Here is a 15,149-nt window from a genome sequence, read left to right as displayed (position 1 = left end):
GCGCGGCGCCCACCCCGGGTTCCGAGACAGAGGACGGTTCTCCCGACCAACAGACAACAAAAGCGACTGAATCGGATGACGGTGGGTTCATTTCGTTCTTGAAGAAACTTCTGGGATGGTAGCGCAACCGTCTCGGGGCCCCGAAAATTCCGGGTGTAAATTTAGCAAATACAAAATCGGGGCGTGAACCCTTTAACTCTCAGTCTCGTAACAATAAGGGAATGAAGTTTGAACAGGTCCAGGGGGCTTGATGAACATGTGGCCTCCGTATGTCAGTACAGTGGTTTTATGCGATTTGTTTGATATTGGTCCGGAACGAAGAGACACAATAGACGCCATAAATAAGCCAGAAGCAGTTCGCTAATGGTTGTGCCGACCGTAATTATTCTGGTCATATCGGTCGTACTTATCATAGGCCTGGCTGCTGCAGCATGGCGGTTTCGAACACGGCGCGGGGCGAAACTGTTTGGTGTGCTACAGGTACTGTCTGCTATCTGGGCTGTCGTTACAATTATTGGGCTACAGCTGCCTCCAAGTCCGGTTCAAGTACGGGTTTGGGGACTCAGTACGGGAGTGAGTTTGGTTGTGGCCGTCTTCTGGTTTGCGTTTATACTGAGATATACCGGCCGTGAATATCTTCTCCGGCTCCGACGATTCACTATCATTGCGTTACCAATAGCCGTCGGAGCAGGTCTGTACTTCGTTGCGCCGACATGGTCGCCACTGGTTAGAGAGGTCGAGCAGACTACGATCAATGCTGGGACCATCGTTCAAGCGGAGATCGGGCCGATCGGCGGGATTCTGGGCGCCTATCTTTATTTGCTCTTTTTCATTGGGCTCGTAATAGTTGTCAAGACCATCATTGAAAGTAACAGCTTGTTTGCCGGGCAGGGGATAGCCCTTGTTCTCGGATCTCTGGTAACGATTATAGCTAGTATCCTCGCCATTATCGGCATTCCCACCCCCGGATATCCGACCACAGAAGTTCTCCTCACGGGCCAGGCGTTGTTTTGGGGGTACGCAGTCTTCGGCCAAGAGTTCTTGCAAGTCGTCCCAGCGATCGCAACAATTGGCGAGCGGGCTGTTTTCAAAAACCTCGACGACGGAATTGTCGTTATCGATAGGGAAGGCAGGGTTGTGCGTTCGAACGCCGCTGCAGACACGTACCTTGAGATGGACGAAATTGGCGGCGAGGCTTTCGACACCATGCTTGATAAGATGGAGGTCGGGACACTCGCTGATCTCCCAGCTCGTTTCCAACACCAGGAAAAAACGTACCGGGCGACGATATCGCCAGTAAAAAACTGGCAAGGAGAAACCATCGGTCAGACCGTGACGATTCAGGACGTCACAACACTCGTCAGACGCCAAGAACGCCTCCAGGTCCTGAACCGGATTCTCCGACACAACGTCCGTAACGATATGAATGTTGTCCGTGGTCACAGTACCCTACTACAGGAAGACGACCCAGACAACTTGACGAAGATTGGAAAAACAATTGAAGAGAAGACAAACAACCTCCTAACGATCAGCGAGAAAGCGATCGAGTTAAACAAAATATTCAACAGCAGCAGTACAGTCGAACGGGTTGATCTCAACGCAATGGTTGACGAAATCGTTTCCCCACTCGTGGACCAGTACCCCGACACCACGATTCGAACCGACATCTCTGCCGGCGAGTTCACAACCGATTCCAGAATACTTTCACTCGTCTTGGAAGAAGTCATCACGAACGCAGTTGTGCATTCTGGTGACGCCCCGGAGGTCACCATCGACGCCAAGCACAGGACTGAAAACCTTGAACTCGTGATTACTGACGATGGACCTGGGATTCCGCAGATGGAAATCGATCCCATCATCACCGGTGAGGAGACGAACTTAGAGCACGCGAGTAGCATCGGCCTGTGGCTGATCTACTGGGGGACGGAGTTACTCAAGGGCAACGTGGAGTTTGTTACAGCTGGCGAAGGCACGACTGTGAGACTAGTACTGCCGGAGATGGAAATTTCCAACACGCAGTCATGACCGGCAATGGGGAACAACTGAGCGGAACGGTCCTCTGGCTCAAAGGTGAGTCTACGGTGATTCACCAGCGTTCACTCCGGGCATTGGTGAGGTCGATGTTGGCATTGGCAACGGGACTTGTTGCCCGCTTCCGTCGCTGAGCGAGTTCTATTTCCGCTCGTAGACAGGCCATGTGTTCACCAGCGAATTCATAACCTGGGAAGACGGGAGTTCATCGGCAGAGATTGGTTCGCCGTCTTCCCCAAAGATTACCCACGTGGGATACAGGTCCGCTCGTTCGGTAATCTCGGATTTGAGGGGCCGAGCTCTTCTTCGGCATAAACTTTAGCCCGCGTGATCCGTCTCTGGTTGTCGAGAACAATCACCCCCGCCGGAATTGCTTCGAAGTGTGTCGAGAGGAATTCGTTGGTCTATTCGAGGTCGCGCTGGCGCTCGAATTGTTCCGTTACATCGACGAAGTAAAAGGCGATGCCGCCGTCGTCCTTCGGATACGCCTTGATATCGAACCAGCCGTCAAGTTGGGAGTAGTACTCCACGAACGATGTCGGGTCTCGCGATTGCATCACATCACGATATTCTTCTTCGAAGCGGGTCCCCTCCGCGTTCTCGAACACGTTCCATAAGGACTGTCCCAACAAGTCGTCCTCGCTCATGTCATAGAGGTCTTCGGCCTGCTCGTTGACGAGTGTAAACCGCCAGTCTGCATCTACCTCCACGATGGCGTCGGTCACCCGATTGATGATCTGTTCAAGCTTGTGTTCCTGGCGCTTTGCCTCGGTTTTGTCTCTCAATATTGAGAGATGCTGGCCGGGGACGATATTCGGTGTTGCAGCAAACTCCACGATCCGCTTTTCACCATCGCCTCGAACGAGGGGAAAGGTCCCGCGTTCGGCGTCCGACTGTTGGAACTGTGTCCATGCCTCGGCGAAGTCGAAGTCCGCTGGTGCAAATTCGGCGATCGATCGCCCCAGTAGTTCCTCCTCGGAGACCCCGAACATCTCGATTGCGCTCTCGTTCGCCTCAATATACCGTCCCTCATCGTCAGCCAGAACCATCGCGTCGAAGGAGTTCTCGAAAACAGCCTTGAATTTTGCATGTTCGTTTTGAATTTCCGCTTCGCGTTCTACCCGTTCTGAGATGTCTCGGAAGATCCCAAACATAACAGTCTCTCCGGGAACCGAAACCGTATCGACGCTGATTTCGACGGGGACCTGCTCCCCGTCACTTTTTTCGATGAACATTTGAGATCCATCGGGGAGGGTCCGGGTAGTCCCGTTCACCTCGACGTATTCTTCGAATGACTGGCGATACTGCTCAAACTTCTCTGACGGGTGGAGATCGGATTGATGCCAGCCGATTATGTCGTCACTCGATTCACCGAGCAACCGCTCGGCAGCCTCGTTCACTTCGATGATTTCTCCGGTTTCAGCATCTGCCACGAATATCGCGTCGGGGGCCGCCTCAATCATCGTTTGATATCGTCGTTTCAGGTCTGAGAGTTCCCGGTCGCGTTGTTTCCGCTGTGAAATATCCCGGCCCTCTGGAACCAGAAGGGTTACTGTGCCGTCTTCGTCGGTGATCGGCCTGATCGAGAAGTCGATGACGGTCGTTCCCTCTGACCCTTGTATCTCCAGTTCTCGGCGCACGAATTCACCCGCTGCGGCTCGTTGTACGTCGGCTTTTGTCTGCAATTGTGTTTCCTCAGATATTTCAAACCAGTAAGCATTCCATAGTTTCTTGCCCAGCACGTCCGCTCGGGTAATGTCGCCAAATTCCAGCACCCTGTCGTTCGCCTCGATGATCGTGCCGTTCGGTTCTATCAATCCCGTGAATTGATACGTTTGGTTGAAAATCGCCTCGTATCTGCGATTACGCTCTTTGCGCTCGGTAATGTCCCGAATGTATCCGTCAACTCTGGAGGAGTCTCCTTCCGTCTTGGCCCGTTCGCCCTCGATTTGCACCCATCGTTCGTTGTCGTCCGCGGTCTGAATTCTCGCTTCGAGGGCAAACGAATCGCCTGACTCCGCACAGGCCTTGATGACATCGGTTACCCGGTCCCGGTCTTCGGGATGGAAGAAATCTATTGCGGCCTCGAAAGTCGGCTTGAACGCTTCGGAGACCTCGTGAATGCGTCTGGTGCCCTCGGTCCAGAATACCTCGCGGGTTTCGATATCGATTTCCCATGCGCCGACATCACCCAACCGCTCCGCATTCGTTAACAGCTCCTCGGTCCGTTCGAGACTCTTCAGATGCGTCCTGCGTTGCACGCGGTTCTTGACGACCGTGAGAAGCGTGGCCAGTAACTCCTCCTCTTCGGCAAGAAACGGATCCTCAATGTCGATTTTCGGATCCGACCTATACCCGACGGCAAGTTCGATCTGTGCCCCATCATCGAGGTCGGCATACTCTGTGAGTACGTGTTCCCATGATTCGAAGTCGGCAGTCGACACCTCGGTTCCATCGTATCTAAGCCTGGCTTCAGCGACGTCCGTATACTGGAACGATTGTGGGATCGACTCGACGAACTTTGAGAGTAACTCCTTCAATGGGGCATCGGCCGTCTGGAACAGGGTCGTCGCATCGTGAATCGCAGAGAGTTCCTTCACCCGTTCCAGCAGGTTTCGTTCGCGTTCTTTTAATTGGGTAATGTCCTGAGCGATTGCTAACATCCCGGTTCCGTCACCTGGAGCCTGGTTGAGCGGAGTCGCGGAAACGCTCAAATCCACGCTACTCCCGTCTTTTCGTTGTCGTGTCATTTCCAACCCGCGTATCGTTTCACCGGCTAAGACCCGCCCGAAGCGTTCTTCGAATCGCTCATATTTCTCACCCGTTTCGAACAAATCAAGAGATTGAATCCCTTCTCCTATCACATCTGCTGCCGCGTGTCCGAACACGTCTTCTGCAGCCTCATTCCACAGAAAGACAGCACCAGAGGCATCTATCCCAATAATTGGCTCAGGCGACAAACCGATCATCGTTTCTAAGCGTTCATTGGTTTCTTCAAGTGTCGTTTTTCGTTGGACGCGTTCGGTCACGTCACGGAAGTAATACGAGAGACCGCCGTCGAATTCGGGGTATACATCCACCATCAACCAGGCATCTAACTGTGGAAAATATTCTTCGACACTCGTCGTGGACCGCGATTGCATCGCGTCTTGGACAGCGGTTTCGAATGGTGACTCTCGAAGATTCGGAAACACGTCCCAGAAGCTCTTGCCAACGACAGTATCCCACGTTACGTCAAGGATTTCCTCGGCTCGTTCGTCGAGTCGGGTAATTTCCCAATCGGCGTCAACGGTCAACGTCGCGTCCGTCATCCGGTCGGTGATGGTCTGTAATCGCCGTTCCCGCTCTTTGAGCGTGGTGACTTCAACGCTTTCCGAACCAACGGATTCGGGTGCTGGCAACTCCACGGTAACGCGAGTGCCAGGGTCGGTCGTCTCGATCGAAAGGTGGCCTTCAATACTTTCGATGAGCCACTTACTAAGCCATAAGCCGATCCCTTGGCTGTGTGAGAGTTGTGTTTCGGTTCCACGCTGTAGCGAGTCCAACTCCTGATCGCTAATGCCCGGGCCGTTATCTTCGATCACCACACGTGCACCATCGCGGTCGCGTACCTGTACACGCACCAAGGGATCCATCGCATCGTTGTACCTCGCAGCATTATCGATCAGTTCTTCGATGGCCCGCTGGGTGCCTTCTCGCGCCCGTATTTCACACGTGTCGGGCACATCAATATCGAAGGTCACGTCAGAATAGGATTCACGAAGCGTTTCCACCGCAGCTGTCACAATCCTTGAAAGATCGAAGGACGACAACTCGGTCTTATGATCGAGGAGCTGACTGTACGTTCGAGCGGTATCGCTTTTCTCCATGAGGTCGTTGGCCGTGTCGATTATCGTCTCGGCAAAGGCGATATGTTCTGCTGAAAGCGTCTCGTCTTCTTTCAACAACTCTGCATTCCCCAAGATGACGCTGAGATCGTTTCTGAGGTTGTGTCGGAGATACCGCGTCATGATCTGCCGAAGCAGGTCAAGTTGCTCCTCTCTGTCTTCCAGCTGTCGTTCTCGCCCTATGCGCTCGGTAATATCACTCAATACGAGGACGAACCCTCCCGTCCCTCGTTCCGTTTGCTGAAGGGCGGTAGCTTTTGCATTCACCACTCGTCGGTGGGAATCCTTGCGATCGATGATGACGTCCCCTTCCCAGTCCCCGTGCTCCGCCAATGTGTCCCTGAACTCAGTGTCGAAGAACTCACCGCTCCCTCCTGGGAGCAGTAGCTGTGGCGACTCCCCGAGAAGCGCATCAGTAGAATACCCGGAAATCGCTTCGAATGCCGGGTTCACGTACTCGATGGTGCCCCCGGTGTCAGTCATGACGATCCCGTTTCCGGTCGCTTCGATTCCATGTTCGAAGCGCCTGAGCCGCTGCTCTCGGTTTTCCAACGTCGAGACCTGCTCCATCAACTCCTGGGACTGGTGACGGCGGACGAGTAATGAGTTCAGTCGCCGAATCAACAGTTGCGGATCGATGGGTGCGTCTACCACCTCGTCGTATGGGGCTGCTCGATCGCCGGGAGACGGACCCCCACCCGGTTGCCGAAGATTCGTTCGCTCCCGTCGAATCAGGACGATCGGACAGAACACTGGGTCTTCCTGCTCCATTCGTTTTCGTAATGCTGCTCGATACTCGGGGAAAAGGTGATCCTCGATGAGATACAGGTCCGCGTCCGTAACGGTCTCGCTCGTCTCCACGACGAATTCCTCATCCAGCATGTCACTGATCGCCGACTTGTTACCGGGATCGGAGACAAGTAGTTGGACCGTTGCAGCTGATTCGTCCGGGTTGAGAGGAGGAGTTGAATGGCGTTCTGGAGTCATCGTTCTTCGTCAGGACTCCGTCGTGGGCCTTGGCCCTCTTTCCGGTAACCCGTGAAGGATTCCGCTGTATCCAGTCATCGGGTCACCGATCTCAACGCCGTTTGCCGTGATTTCGAATTCACGAAAACTGGATTTGAATCCGCCAGTCCGCTTTTTCAGCACGCCGATGACCTTTCGAAGCGAACCCTGGAGCTCAATGTAACTGATGAATATGAGATTGTCCGCAATTTGGCTGATTTTGTGGCTGGTGGCGGATGAGAGTCCTGTTACCTCGTGGGTTGCGTCAGTGATGAAAACGGTCACTTCCCTGTTGACTAAATACCGCGTCAGACTGTTGAGATCGCGGTCAAGTTCTTCTTCGTCGCCCTGGATGACCGACGTATAGCCGTCCACACCGTCGATCATGACCGTCTCTGCGCCTTCCTCCTCGACTTCAGTTTGTACCTTGCCCGCGAACTCTTCGGCCGAGAGGGCCTTGGGTTCGATCACCTGGATCGAGAGTACTCCCTCCTCTTGCAACTCGTCGATTGGGATGCCGAGGGACCGACACCGGTGTTCAAAGGTTTCGATCCGTTCCTCAAAGAGATAGATAACGGATTTGCCCAACTGCCGTGACGCCTGAGCGAGATACTGTGTTGCGAGTGTCGTTTTCCCGACGCCAGTTGGGCCGGTAATGAATGTCACCGTCCCTCGTTCGAACCCGCCGTTGACCATCGCATCGAGTTCGGAGATACCGGATCCGACTGGGGTCGGATCGAAGTCCCGATCGGACGGTTCCGGACGGATTCGCGGATAGACTTCGAGCCCATTGGAGCGGATTTCCACACCGTGGTCGCCTTCAATCTGCCCCATGCCTCGGTTTTTCCGCACCTTGATCCGCCGACTCTCTTCGCCACGGGAGAGTTCGATGACACCATCGCTGAGTGAGAGGATATCTTGTGCAGCGGTTTTCTGCCCCATCGTGGCCGTGGCGAGGACTGTGACGCCCCGTTGCTTGAGGAACCGAAAGAACGACAGGAGGCGTTTGCGGAAATGATAGTCAGACGTTTCGAGGTAGCGAAGCTGCGTCATCGGATCGATGACGATCCGGGTCGGATCGATTTCCTCAATTGCCTCGTGAATCACATCTGTATATCGCTCTTGGTCGATGTCACTCGATTCGACGAGGTCGTAGGCCGGATCGTCGGTGAAAAAGTCCATATCGGGACCCATATCTAGAAATTCGAGACCTGAGATATCGATACCGAACTGGGCGGCATTGACTGTGAGTTCCTCAGCAGATTCCTCTCCGTGGATATAGAGGACTGTTTCGTCTTTGGCAAGTCCCTCGTGAAGGTAATGCATGCAGAGCGTGGTTTTTGCGGTACCAGATTCCCCCGTGACGAGGTACATCCGACTCTTGATGAAACCACCTCGCAAGAGCTCGTCAAGGCCATCCACACCTGTGCTTATCTGCGAAATAGGTACGTCATTCGTTGACATGGTAGTTCTATAAATAAAAAGGATTTATACGGATATGTGTGTTCCTGTGACGAGTATCGAAGCGGGGATGGTGGAGAAAAAACGTAAGGTAGCCAGTAAAGTTGGTAAATTTCTTTCATATACCGATCTATCGTTATATTATCATTATTTTGGTTGCGTTGGTAGAGTAACTGGGAGAACATTCGAATTTCAAAGAAGTATCCGCAAACGGTTCGGCTCGGGGTGTGCAGCATTATTAGCCTCTTGTGTCTACCATTCGTATTTCAAACTTCGAATAGTGGGAATTGAATCGGAGGTAACCGCCGCGCTGCATACAGGCTCTGTATGCAACAGTCGGGTTCTGACAGTGTTCGGGTAGATCTCAAGGGACGTGCGGAATACACCGCGCATTTTGCACGGGAGTTGATGCGGAAACGGGGGTATCCACATATATGAGCGTCAATACTGCGAGCCACGAAATGCCCGCAAAATTCACTGGTAGACTGCGGTGTTGGGGTGGAACTCGAACCAATCAAGCCAGCGGGTGCGTTTGAACGTTTTTGACTGGCCAGCGACGGATACATCAGCTCGGTTTCCCTCTGAGTCGAACGTGACGGTGACCGGTACTCCGCCCACCTCATCATCGACCCTCCCCCGCTCCTGCAGGCGGTCGATAGGATACGCTTTCGCGTGCCCCTCTACCTCGATGCCAATGACCTCGGTCAGCATTCCGAGACGATCGTCAGTAGCCGTCACTCCACCAAGTCCCCGTGAGGCAAAATCTCGCCCCGCTCCGTCCAAGAGAAACTCACGCGTGAAGTCTTTGGAAAACAGTCCTTCCCACTCATCGGCTGTAGTGTCACGGGTCAGAGTCGTCCCGGGATGATCCTCCGTCCACGCTTCCCAAGTCATCAGCCGTCCCCCAAGGACATCCAACTGTGAGTCTTCAAGTGGGCCGACGAGTGCTTCGCCAGTGAAGTGTTGCCAGAGGGTCCCCGTCTCACGGTCCCGCATGACCATGTTCCGACGCCAGACAGCCTCCGGATCGAAGTGGAGGCTGCGCCCCTCGACGATTCCGTTGAAGACCAGACCGCTGTTGCAGACCGCACACCACGCTGCAATAACCGGTCGCCCACTCACGGTGTCGTGAACGATATGGTGTGGAATGAGTGTCCGAACTAGCCATGCGTGAGCCTGGCCATCGACTTCGACTCCTATCACCATCGAGTCGTCGTCGATTGTCGCCTCGGTTGCGTCGACGTGTTCCGGATGATCAAGTGGGACGAGCGTCTTGGAGGCGTGCAAAGCACCCGAGAGTGGCGTGAGCGCCAGCACCGTCCCGAGGTAGACCCATCCGCTGTCGCCGTCTGCCCGGCGTTTAGCCATCACGGCAAGCATGAGAGCGGTGACAGCGACTGCGATACGTATTTTGCGAAGATGATAGAGGGTCCGTATTCCGAGTCGAGGGGCAAGTGACACCCACTGATAGCTCACGATAGCAACCAGAGAGAGGAGGACGGCGAGGAGACCAAGAACCGCCCCAGTGACTGCCATGCACGTCAATTGTATCCGTGCGTGAAATAAGGGAGTTTGGGTGGATGGCGAGGTGCGATCCCAAAATTCGTTCTCAAAAGGGATGACAAGCAAGAGGCCGACATCCGCTGCCTGACTTCACAGCCAACACACACCCTTCTCGAAAACGGGGCTCAAAATACATCCTCCCTGCGAGCAGATCGAGCGGAATATCAACGAGAACATGGGAAATCAAAAGATGCTCGCTTTCGAAACAAAACCATGGTCAAACTCGCGATAATCGTGTACACTGGGGTCGAGGGGCCAGAATCCATGGGACGGGTGATGAACGCACTTGAGACGGCAAAGGAATTCAAGGAAAACGGCGATCCGTTCTCGTTGATTTTCGATGGTGCAGGAACCAAGTGGGTTCCACTCCTAGAAGATCAATCCCACGATTTTCACACGCTCTACCGAACCGTAAAGTCCGATACCAAAGTCTGTGATTACTGTGCGGAAACCTTCGGTGTACACGATCAGGTAGTCGAGTCTGACGTCGAAATCATCGCAGAATACGACGGCCATCCCAGCATTCGGAGCCTGAGCAAAGACGGGTATGAAGTTATCACTATCTGATCAATCCGCCTTCGGAAGATCCAAAATGACGGTATTCCCGCGAGGCTCGTTTGTTTCGAAGGACAGCCTCCCGCCGGATTCCTCGACGACCCAGTTGACGAGCCACAGGCCGAGCCCGCTCCCGTGATACAACGGTTGCACTTCGGCTGCGGTCAAGACGCCCACCTCCTCATCGGGAATCGTGGGTCCATCGTCGCTAATTGTCAGTCTGTAAGAGTCCGCCTCCTGCTCGATGTCGATCCAAAGTGACGGGACCTCCCTGTCCGAATGTTCAACCGCGTTACCGAGCAATTCCTCGATGGCTCGTTCGATTTGGGACAGCGCCTCGACCTCCGCACTATCGGGAAGATCCGTCTCGACGGTTACTTCCGCTGCCGTCGATCGGACCGATTCCACCCGACGTTCCACCACCTCGACGAGGTCGATCCGGGACCGTTTGAGGTCCTTGCGAATGACATCGACGATGTCCCGTTCCTTCCCCACCGTGTCCAGCAACCGTCGTGCCGTCGACCTGATATTCGCTGCGTACTCCTTGGCTTCGTCGTTGCCGACCTGCTCGATTATCTGGGCGTTTCCCGTGACGACGCTCATCTCGTTTCGAACGTTGTGCCGCAAAATCCGGTCCAGAATCTTGAGTTGCCGTTCCCGGGTTCGCCGGTCAGTAATGTCTCGGGCGATGTTCAAGACCCCCGTTATCCGTTCGCCAACCGTCCACGGGACGGATTTAACGCTCCGGGTAATAGATCCCGAGTCAGTCTCGAGAACGACTTCGGTTCGGCCCTGGCTCAGCTCACCAGTGAGTATCTCCTCAAGTGTCTCGAGGAGGGCATCCCCGTTTTCGATCCGGTTCAATTCGCTTTCCCAGAGGTCCTCGAGTGGGCTGCCGATCCACTCCGCCCGCGAACGGTCGCTTCGTTCGAGGAGGAAGGAGTTGACGTACACGAATCGGAGGTCGTCGTCCACGACCCAGATCGGGTCCGGGATTTCGTCGATAACTGTTTGAAAGGCGTTGAACTCCGGGAGGGGTTGGTCAGTCACGGGTATCGGACCTCATTGAAGGATATGTTAGTTCCTTCTTCCCGTACGGTAAATAAGTGTGAGCCACGGGAATCGCCGTCATTCGAGAATGCGGAGGGATTTATCCGTCGGCCGCACCATGGAAAAGGAGGACCAAACCGATGGGAACGTTTCGGAGCCGAATGAACGAACTCCGCTCGACGATGCAAGACTGGCTGGTGAATCGGCCCATTCGAGATCGGCCAGCCGACACCGTCGACGAGCGGGACACGATGTTCGCCCGGGCGGCCCGTGAGCCGGGGACACAGGAATACGACGGGTACTACGAACGACGACCGGAAAATAGAGCAGTCGACGATCGAATCAGGCAAAAACCCCACTTAGGGTCGCCCGACGCCTTGTACCACGACCGGGAAATCGCCCGCGAGACCGAGGAATATTTCGAGGCGATCGAGGACATCGACCCCGATCCGGAGACGGTCGCCGCGTGGACCGACGAGCTAGATCGGGCGGACACCCCTGAAGCGGTACTCGAAGCGCTGGCGCAGGACCACGGTGCCGTCGACGTGGGGTTCACGCAACTTCCGGAGGAATACGTGTATTCGCACAAGGGCCGCTTCGACGCGAACTACGGCGAGCCAGTTTCGCTGGATCACGAATGGGCGGTCGTATTCCTCGTTGAGATGGATCGAAAGGCGATGAACGAGGCCCCGAAACCACCGGTCCTTCGGGAATCTGCCAGACAGTATTACCGGGCGGCCGTCATCGCCAAAACGATCGGAGCGGTCCTTCGGAATCGAGGGTTCGAAGCCGAACCGCAATATGACGCTCACTACGAGGTCGTCCTGCCACCGCTTGCGGTTGAGGCAGGTCTCGGTGAACTCGGTCGGAACAACATTCTCGTCGCCGACAAATACGGCAGCCGGGTCAGGATCGGCGCGGTCACAACCACACGGCCCCTCCAAAACGACGAGCCGATTTCCCTTGGCATCGAACGTTTTTGTCGAAGTTGCAATCGGTGTGCCAGCACCTGTCCGGCCCGGGCACTGGAGCCAGCGGGGAAAGAATCCGTTCGCGGCACCGAGAAGTGGCCGACTGATCCGACTCGCTGTTATTCGTTCTGGCGCCAGGTCGGCACGGACTGCGGGATGTGTATGAACACCTGTCCGTTTTCACATGAAAACACGTGGCTCCACAACACGACGAGGCAGATTATCAAACACGCACCCTGGCTGGCCCCGCTTTTCGTATGGGTCGACAAGGGGCTCTATTCGTACTCAGTCGATTTGTAGTGGAGGTCTCGTGACCGATCCGAGTCAAACGATGTGGGCTCAAAATTCAAAAGGACCGGGACTACCAATTTGTATAATTACGGCTCTATTGAATCTACAGAGGGCGGCGGATTGAGGGGCACATCATTCTGGGTTTTTGGGGAAAGAACTCATCTTGAGACATCGAGGTAAAGCCAATTGTGAAAATACTCGCAATGAGAGCGTGTCATGGAGGGAAACCTACGATCTGTTTGTCCGGATTTTGTCAATACTCACGTGCAAGATACAATGCGCAAATACACCACCCTACTATGACTGATTGAGTCCACCTTGTCTCGCTTCACTTGATGGAAATTCGTCATAACAAGCGAGGAGTAATTGGAGATTCGGACCGTCTACTTCCGGCTCGATTTGTACGTAGATCACGTTACCCTTATACTCTTCAGAGCAATCGAGTGTGTGCTGGCCGGTTGCTTTCATATCACCAAACGACGCTGTCACATCGAGAGGTGTATTTCCGGACATCGAACCGGGTGTGACCTCCGTCTCTACTGTAGCCCATCCATCCGATTTCGCGGCAGAGATCTCCACATACTGGCGGACAACTTCCGTGCCGTCATTCTCGATGAGAACGGTTCCTTCAAAACGCGATTCTGTGTAATTGTTGACTGAAACGAGGAATGTCTCTTCCGAGTTGGAGAGAGCCGAACATCCAGCGAGTACACTGATTAGGCCAACCCCCGTCGCCTGGAGTGCCCTTCGACGTGTCCAGTAATCCATTAGGTGTATGCTGTTCGGAAGAAAAAAGAAAGTACCGATGACCCAAATCACCTTATTAGTTACATGTTTTCCAGTGACAGCACCAGTATAGACCGGTCAGATGATCCAGCACAATGCTGACTCCATCCTCTAAGTCTTGCACGCCATTTTAAATAGAAAACTGGCAGTTACCAGTGATCGTGCTGAATAGAACGCGCATGTGCAGCAGCGAATTTTCTGTCCATTTGGTAATATGGCATCAGATTTAATTTATCACTCTTATTAGTATAAGTATGGACCGGAAAACACGACGCTCAGTTTTGATCACCGGAGCTGGCACACTGGCCGCTTTGGCGGGCTGTAGTGGCAGTAGTGATGATGGGTCGTCCGGCAGCTCCGAGACGACCACCTCCGAGCAACCCACGACACTCGATATCAATAATGCGGTTCTTTGCTCCGAAAAACCGACTGGATATCGAGAGTATACCGAACAGCCGAATAGCACCTACGACCCGGGCGAAGTCATCTGGGTGTACTTCGAACCATCGACGACCGGTACCGAGTCCACCGGGGAGGGGGAAATACGGTTCGAGTATGATTTCACGGTCAGCGTCACGGGTCCGAATGGAGAAAATCTGGGGTCGGTCGAGGACACCGCAGGCCGGACCGTGTCCGAAGGTACGGACCTTCAGAAGGTGTTCCTCTTTGCGAATTACTCCCCGCCGACGGAATTTGAAGGAGGAACCCATACCCTGGAAGTCGAGGTCACTGATACCATCGCTGACAATACAGCGACAGAGACCCTCGAGTTCGAGGTTGATTCCGGACTTGCGCACGCGTCCGGCGAGTTCGGTATCGGGAGGTTCGTCTTTACGGAAAGCGAGGCGCGTGGCTATCGGGACTATGACGAGAATGCCCAGGCGGAGTACGGAACCACTGAAAAGGTGTGGTACTACTACGAGATAGACGGCTTCGCGTACGAAGAAACCGAAAACGCGAAAACGCCGGACTTGCAGATAACCGAGACGCTCACCGGGCCGGAAGGCGACATTTGGTCTGAAGCGAACATCCCGCTGTCCAACATGTTCGAACCCTCAAAGGACCTCGATGAGTACTTCATAACTGACTACATCGCGCCATCGCAGGAGTGGCTACCCGGAGAATACGAGCTTCGATTCGAGATAACTGATGGGTACACTGACAAGAGGGTGACTGAAGAGTACACCTTCACCGTCGTTGAGTAGTGAAACGCTCGAACCATCTCACAGACCTTTTGTGGTCTATTGGCGTTGAAAGGCGGTGAGATAATAGATCTCCAATTGGAGGAATAATCTGCATAAATTATCTTCAAATTGCGATTGATGGATGTATCCTCTATATTCAGCAGTCAGCTTTTGGCAATTATTGAATGAATCTTAGAGAGCGTGCTGAATACAGGGCGCGTATTCAGCATCCAAAATCACCGGGCTACAGTATATATGATAGTAATGAGCGGAAGGGGCCTTTGAACTACATCGGATATTTCTATACTTTTCAAGCGATACTCTCGGCGAGACCGACGGCACCGGGGACATGCGGGTCTTTCCCC

General features: G+C 54.0%; 9 protein-coding genes. 4 read left to right on the top strand and 5 right to left on the bottom strand.

Going from position 1 to position 15,149, the window contains the following annotated elements; genetic code table 11:
* The first annotated feature begins 363 nt into the window (after positions 1–363).
* Positions 364–2,025 (top strand): histidine kinase N-terminal 7TM domain-containing protein, encoded by a 1,662-nt coding sequence (locus V5A26_RS09920; protein WP_332322396.1) that lies wholly within the window; start codon positions 364–366, stop codon positions 2,023–2,025.
* Between the two features lie 410 nt (positions 2,026–2,435).
* Here V5A26_RS09920 and V5A26_RS09915 read toward each other — a convergent pair whose 3' ends face one another.
* The 3 genes from V5A26_RS09915 to V5A26_RS09905 all read right to left on the bottom strand — a co-directional run bounded on the left by V5A26_RS09915 (position 2,436) and on the right by V5A26_RS09905 (position 9,920).
* The gene (locus V5A26_RS09915) at positions 2,436–6,905 is read right to left on the bottom strand and encodes a PAS domain S-box protein (RefSeq protein WP_332322395.1); all 4,470 of its coding nucleotides are present in this window, start codon (positions 6,903–6,905) and stop codon (positions 2,436–2,438) included.
* 9 nt (positions 6,906–6,914) lie between these two features.
* The gene (locus V5A26_RS09910) at positions 6,915–8,387 is read right to left on the bottom strand and encodes an ATPase domain-containing protein (protein WP_332322394.1); all 1,473 of its coding nucleotides are present in this window, start codon (positions 8,385–8,387) and stop codon (positions 6,915–6,917) included.
* Between the two features lie 471 nt (positions 8,388–8,858).
* The gene (locus tag V5A26_RS09905; RefSeq protein WP_332322393.1) at positions 8,859–9,920 is read right to left on the bottom strand and encodes a DUF3179 domain-containing (seleno)protein; all 1,062 of its coding nucleotides are present in this window, start codon (positions 9,918–9,920) and stop codon (positions 8,859–8,861) included.
* Between the two features lie 240 nt (positions 9,921–10,160).
* On the opposite strand from V5A26_RS09905, the gene V5A26_RS09900 reads away from it, so the two are divergent.
* Positions 10,161–10,514: a hypothetical protein gene (locus V5A26_RS09900; RefSeq protein ID WP_332322392.1), complete on the top strand. Its 354-nt coding sequence runs from the start codon at positions 10,161–10,163 to the stop codon at positions 10,512–10,514.
* Here the strand turns inward: V5A26_RS09900 and V5A26_RS09895 are convergent, their stop codons facing one another.
* Positions 10,515–11,552, bottom strand: a complete 1,038-nt coding sequence (locus V5A26_RS09895) for a PAS domain-containing sensor histidine kinase (protein WP_332322391.1) — start codon at positions 11,550–11,552, stop codon at positions 10,515–10,517.
* Between the two features lie 140 nt (positions 11,553–11,692).
* Here V5A26_RS09895 and V5A26_RS09890 point away from each other — a divergent pair, with 140 nt between their 5' ends.
* Positions 11,693–12,823 carry a 4Fe-4S dicluster domain-containing protein gene (locus V5A26_RS09890; RefSeq protein WP_332322390.1) on the top strand — a complete coding sequence of 377 codons (1,131 nt, stop codon included), beginning with the start codon at positions 11,693–11,695 and terminating at the stop codon, positions 12,821–12,823.
* Positions 12,824–13,111: 288 nt separating this feature from the next.
* Here the strand turns inward: V5A26_RS09890 and V5A26_RS09885 are convergent, their stop codons facing one another.
* The gene (locus V5A26_RS09885; RefSeq protein WP_332322389.1) at positions 13,112–13,582 is read right to left on the bottom strand and encodes a hypothetical protein; all 471 of its coding nucleotides are present in this window, start codon (positions 13,580–13,582) and stop codon (positions 13,112–13,114) included.
* Positions 13,583–13,854: 272 nt separating this feature from the next.
* Between V5A26_RS09885 and V5A26_RS09880 the strand changes: the two genes are divergently transcribed.
* On the top strand, positions 13,855–14,805 hold the full coding sequence (locus V5A26_RS09880) for a hypothetical protein (protein WP_332322388.1): 951 nt from the start codon (positions 13,855–13,857) through the stop codon (positions 14,803–14,805).
* The last annotated feature ends 344 nt before the right edge of the window (positions 14,806–15,149 follow it).

It is taken from the genome of Halodesulfurarchaeum sp., assembly GCF_036626455.1.
In the GTDB taxonomy this organism is placed as follows: Archaea; Halobacteriota; Halobacteria; order Halobacteriales; family Halobacteriaceae; genus Halodesulfurarchaeum.
The sequence above is the reverse complement of the archived record's forward strand: the minus strand, read 5'-3'. Positions and strand labels throughout refer to the sequence as shown.

What these genes read in the sequence shown, in the direction of transcription:
- V5A26_RS09920 (WP_332322396.1), top strand. Translation starts at nt 364, where the DNA reads ATGGTTGTGCCGACCGTAATTATTCTGGTCATATCGGTCGTACTTATC.
- V5A26_RS09915 (WP_332322395.1), bottom strand. Translation starts at nt 6,905, where the DNA reads ATGACTCCAGAACGCCATTCAACTCCTCCTCTCAACCCGGACGAATCA.
- V5A26_RS09910 (WP_332322394.1), bottom strand. Translation starts at nt 8,387, where the DNA reads ATGTCAACGAATGACGTACCTATTTCGCAGATAAGCACAGGTGTGGAT.
- V5A26_RS09905 (WP_332322393.1), bottom strand. Translation starts at nt 9,920, where the DNA reads ATGGCAGTCACTGGGGCGGTTCTTGGTCTCCTCGCCGTCCTCCTCTCT.
- V5A26_RS09900 (WP_332322392.1), top strand. Translation starts at nt 10,161, where the DNA reads ATGGTCAAACTCGCGATAATCGTGTACACTGGGGTCGAGGGGCCAGAA.
- V5A26_RS09890 (WP_332322390.1), top strand. Translation starts at nt 11,693, where the DNA reads ATGGGAACGTTTCGGAGCCGAATGAACGAACTCCGCTCGACGATGCAA.
- V5A26_RS09885 (WP_332322389.1), bottom strand. Translation starts at nt 13,582, where the DNA reads ATGGATTACTGGACACGTCGAAGGGCACTCCAGGCGACGGGGGTTGGC.
- V5A26_RS09880 (WP_332322388.1), top strand. Translation starts at nt 13,855, where the DNA reads ATGGACCGGAAAACACGACGCTCAGTTTTGATCACCGGAGCTGGCACA.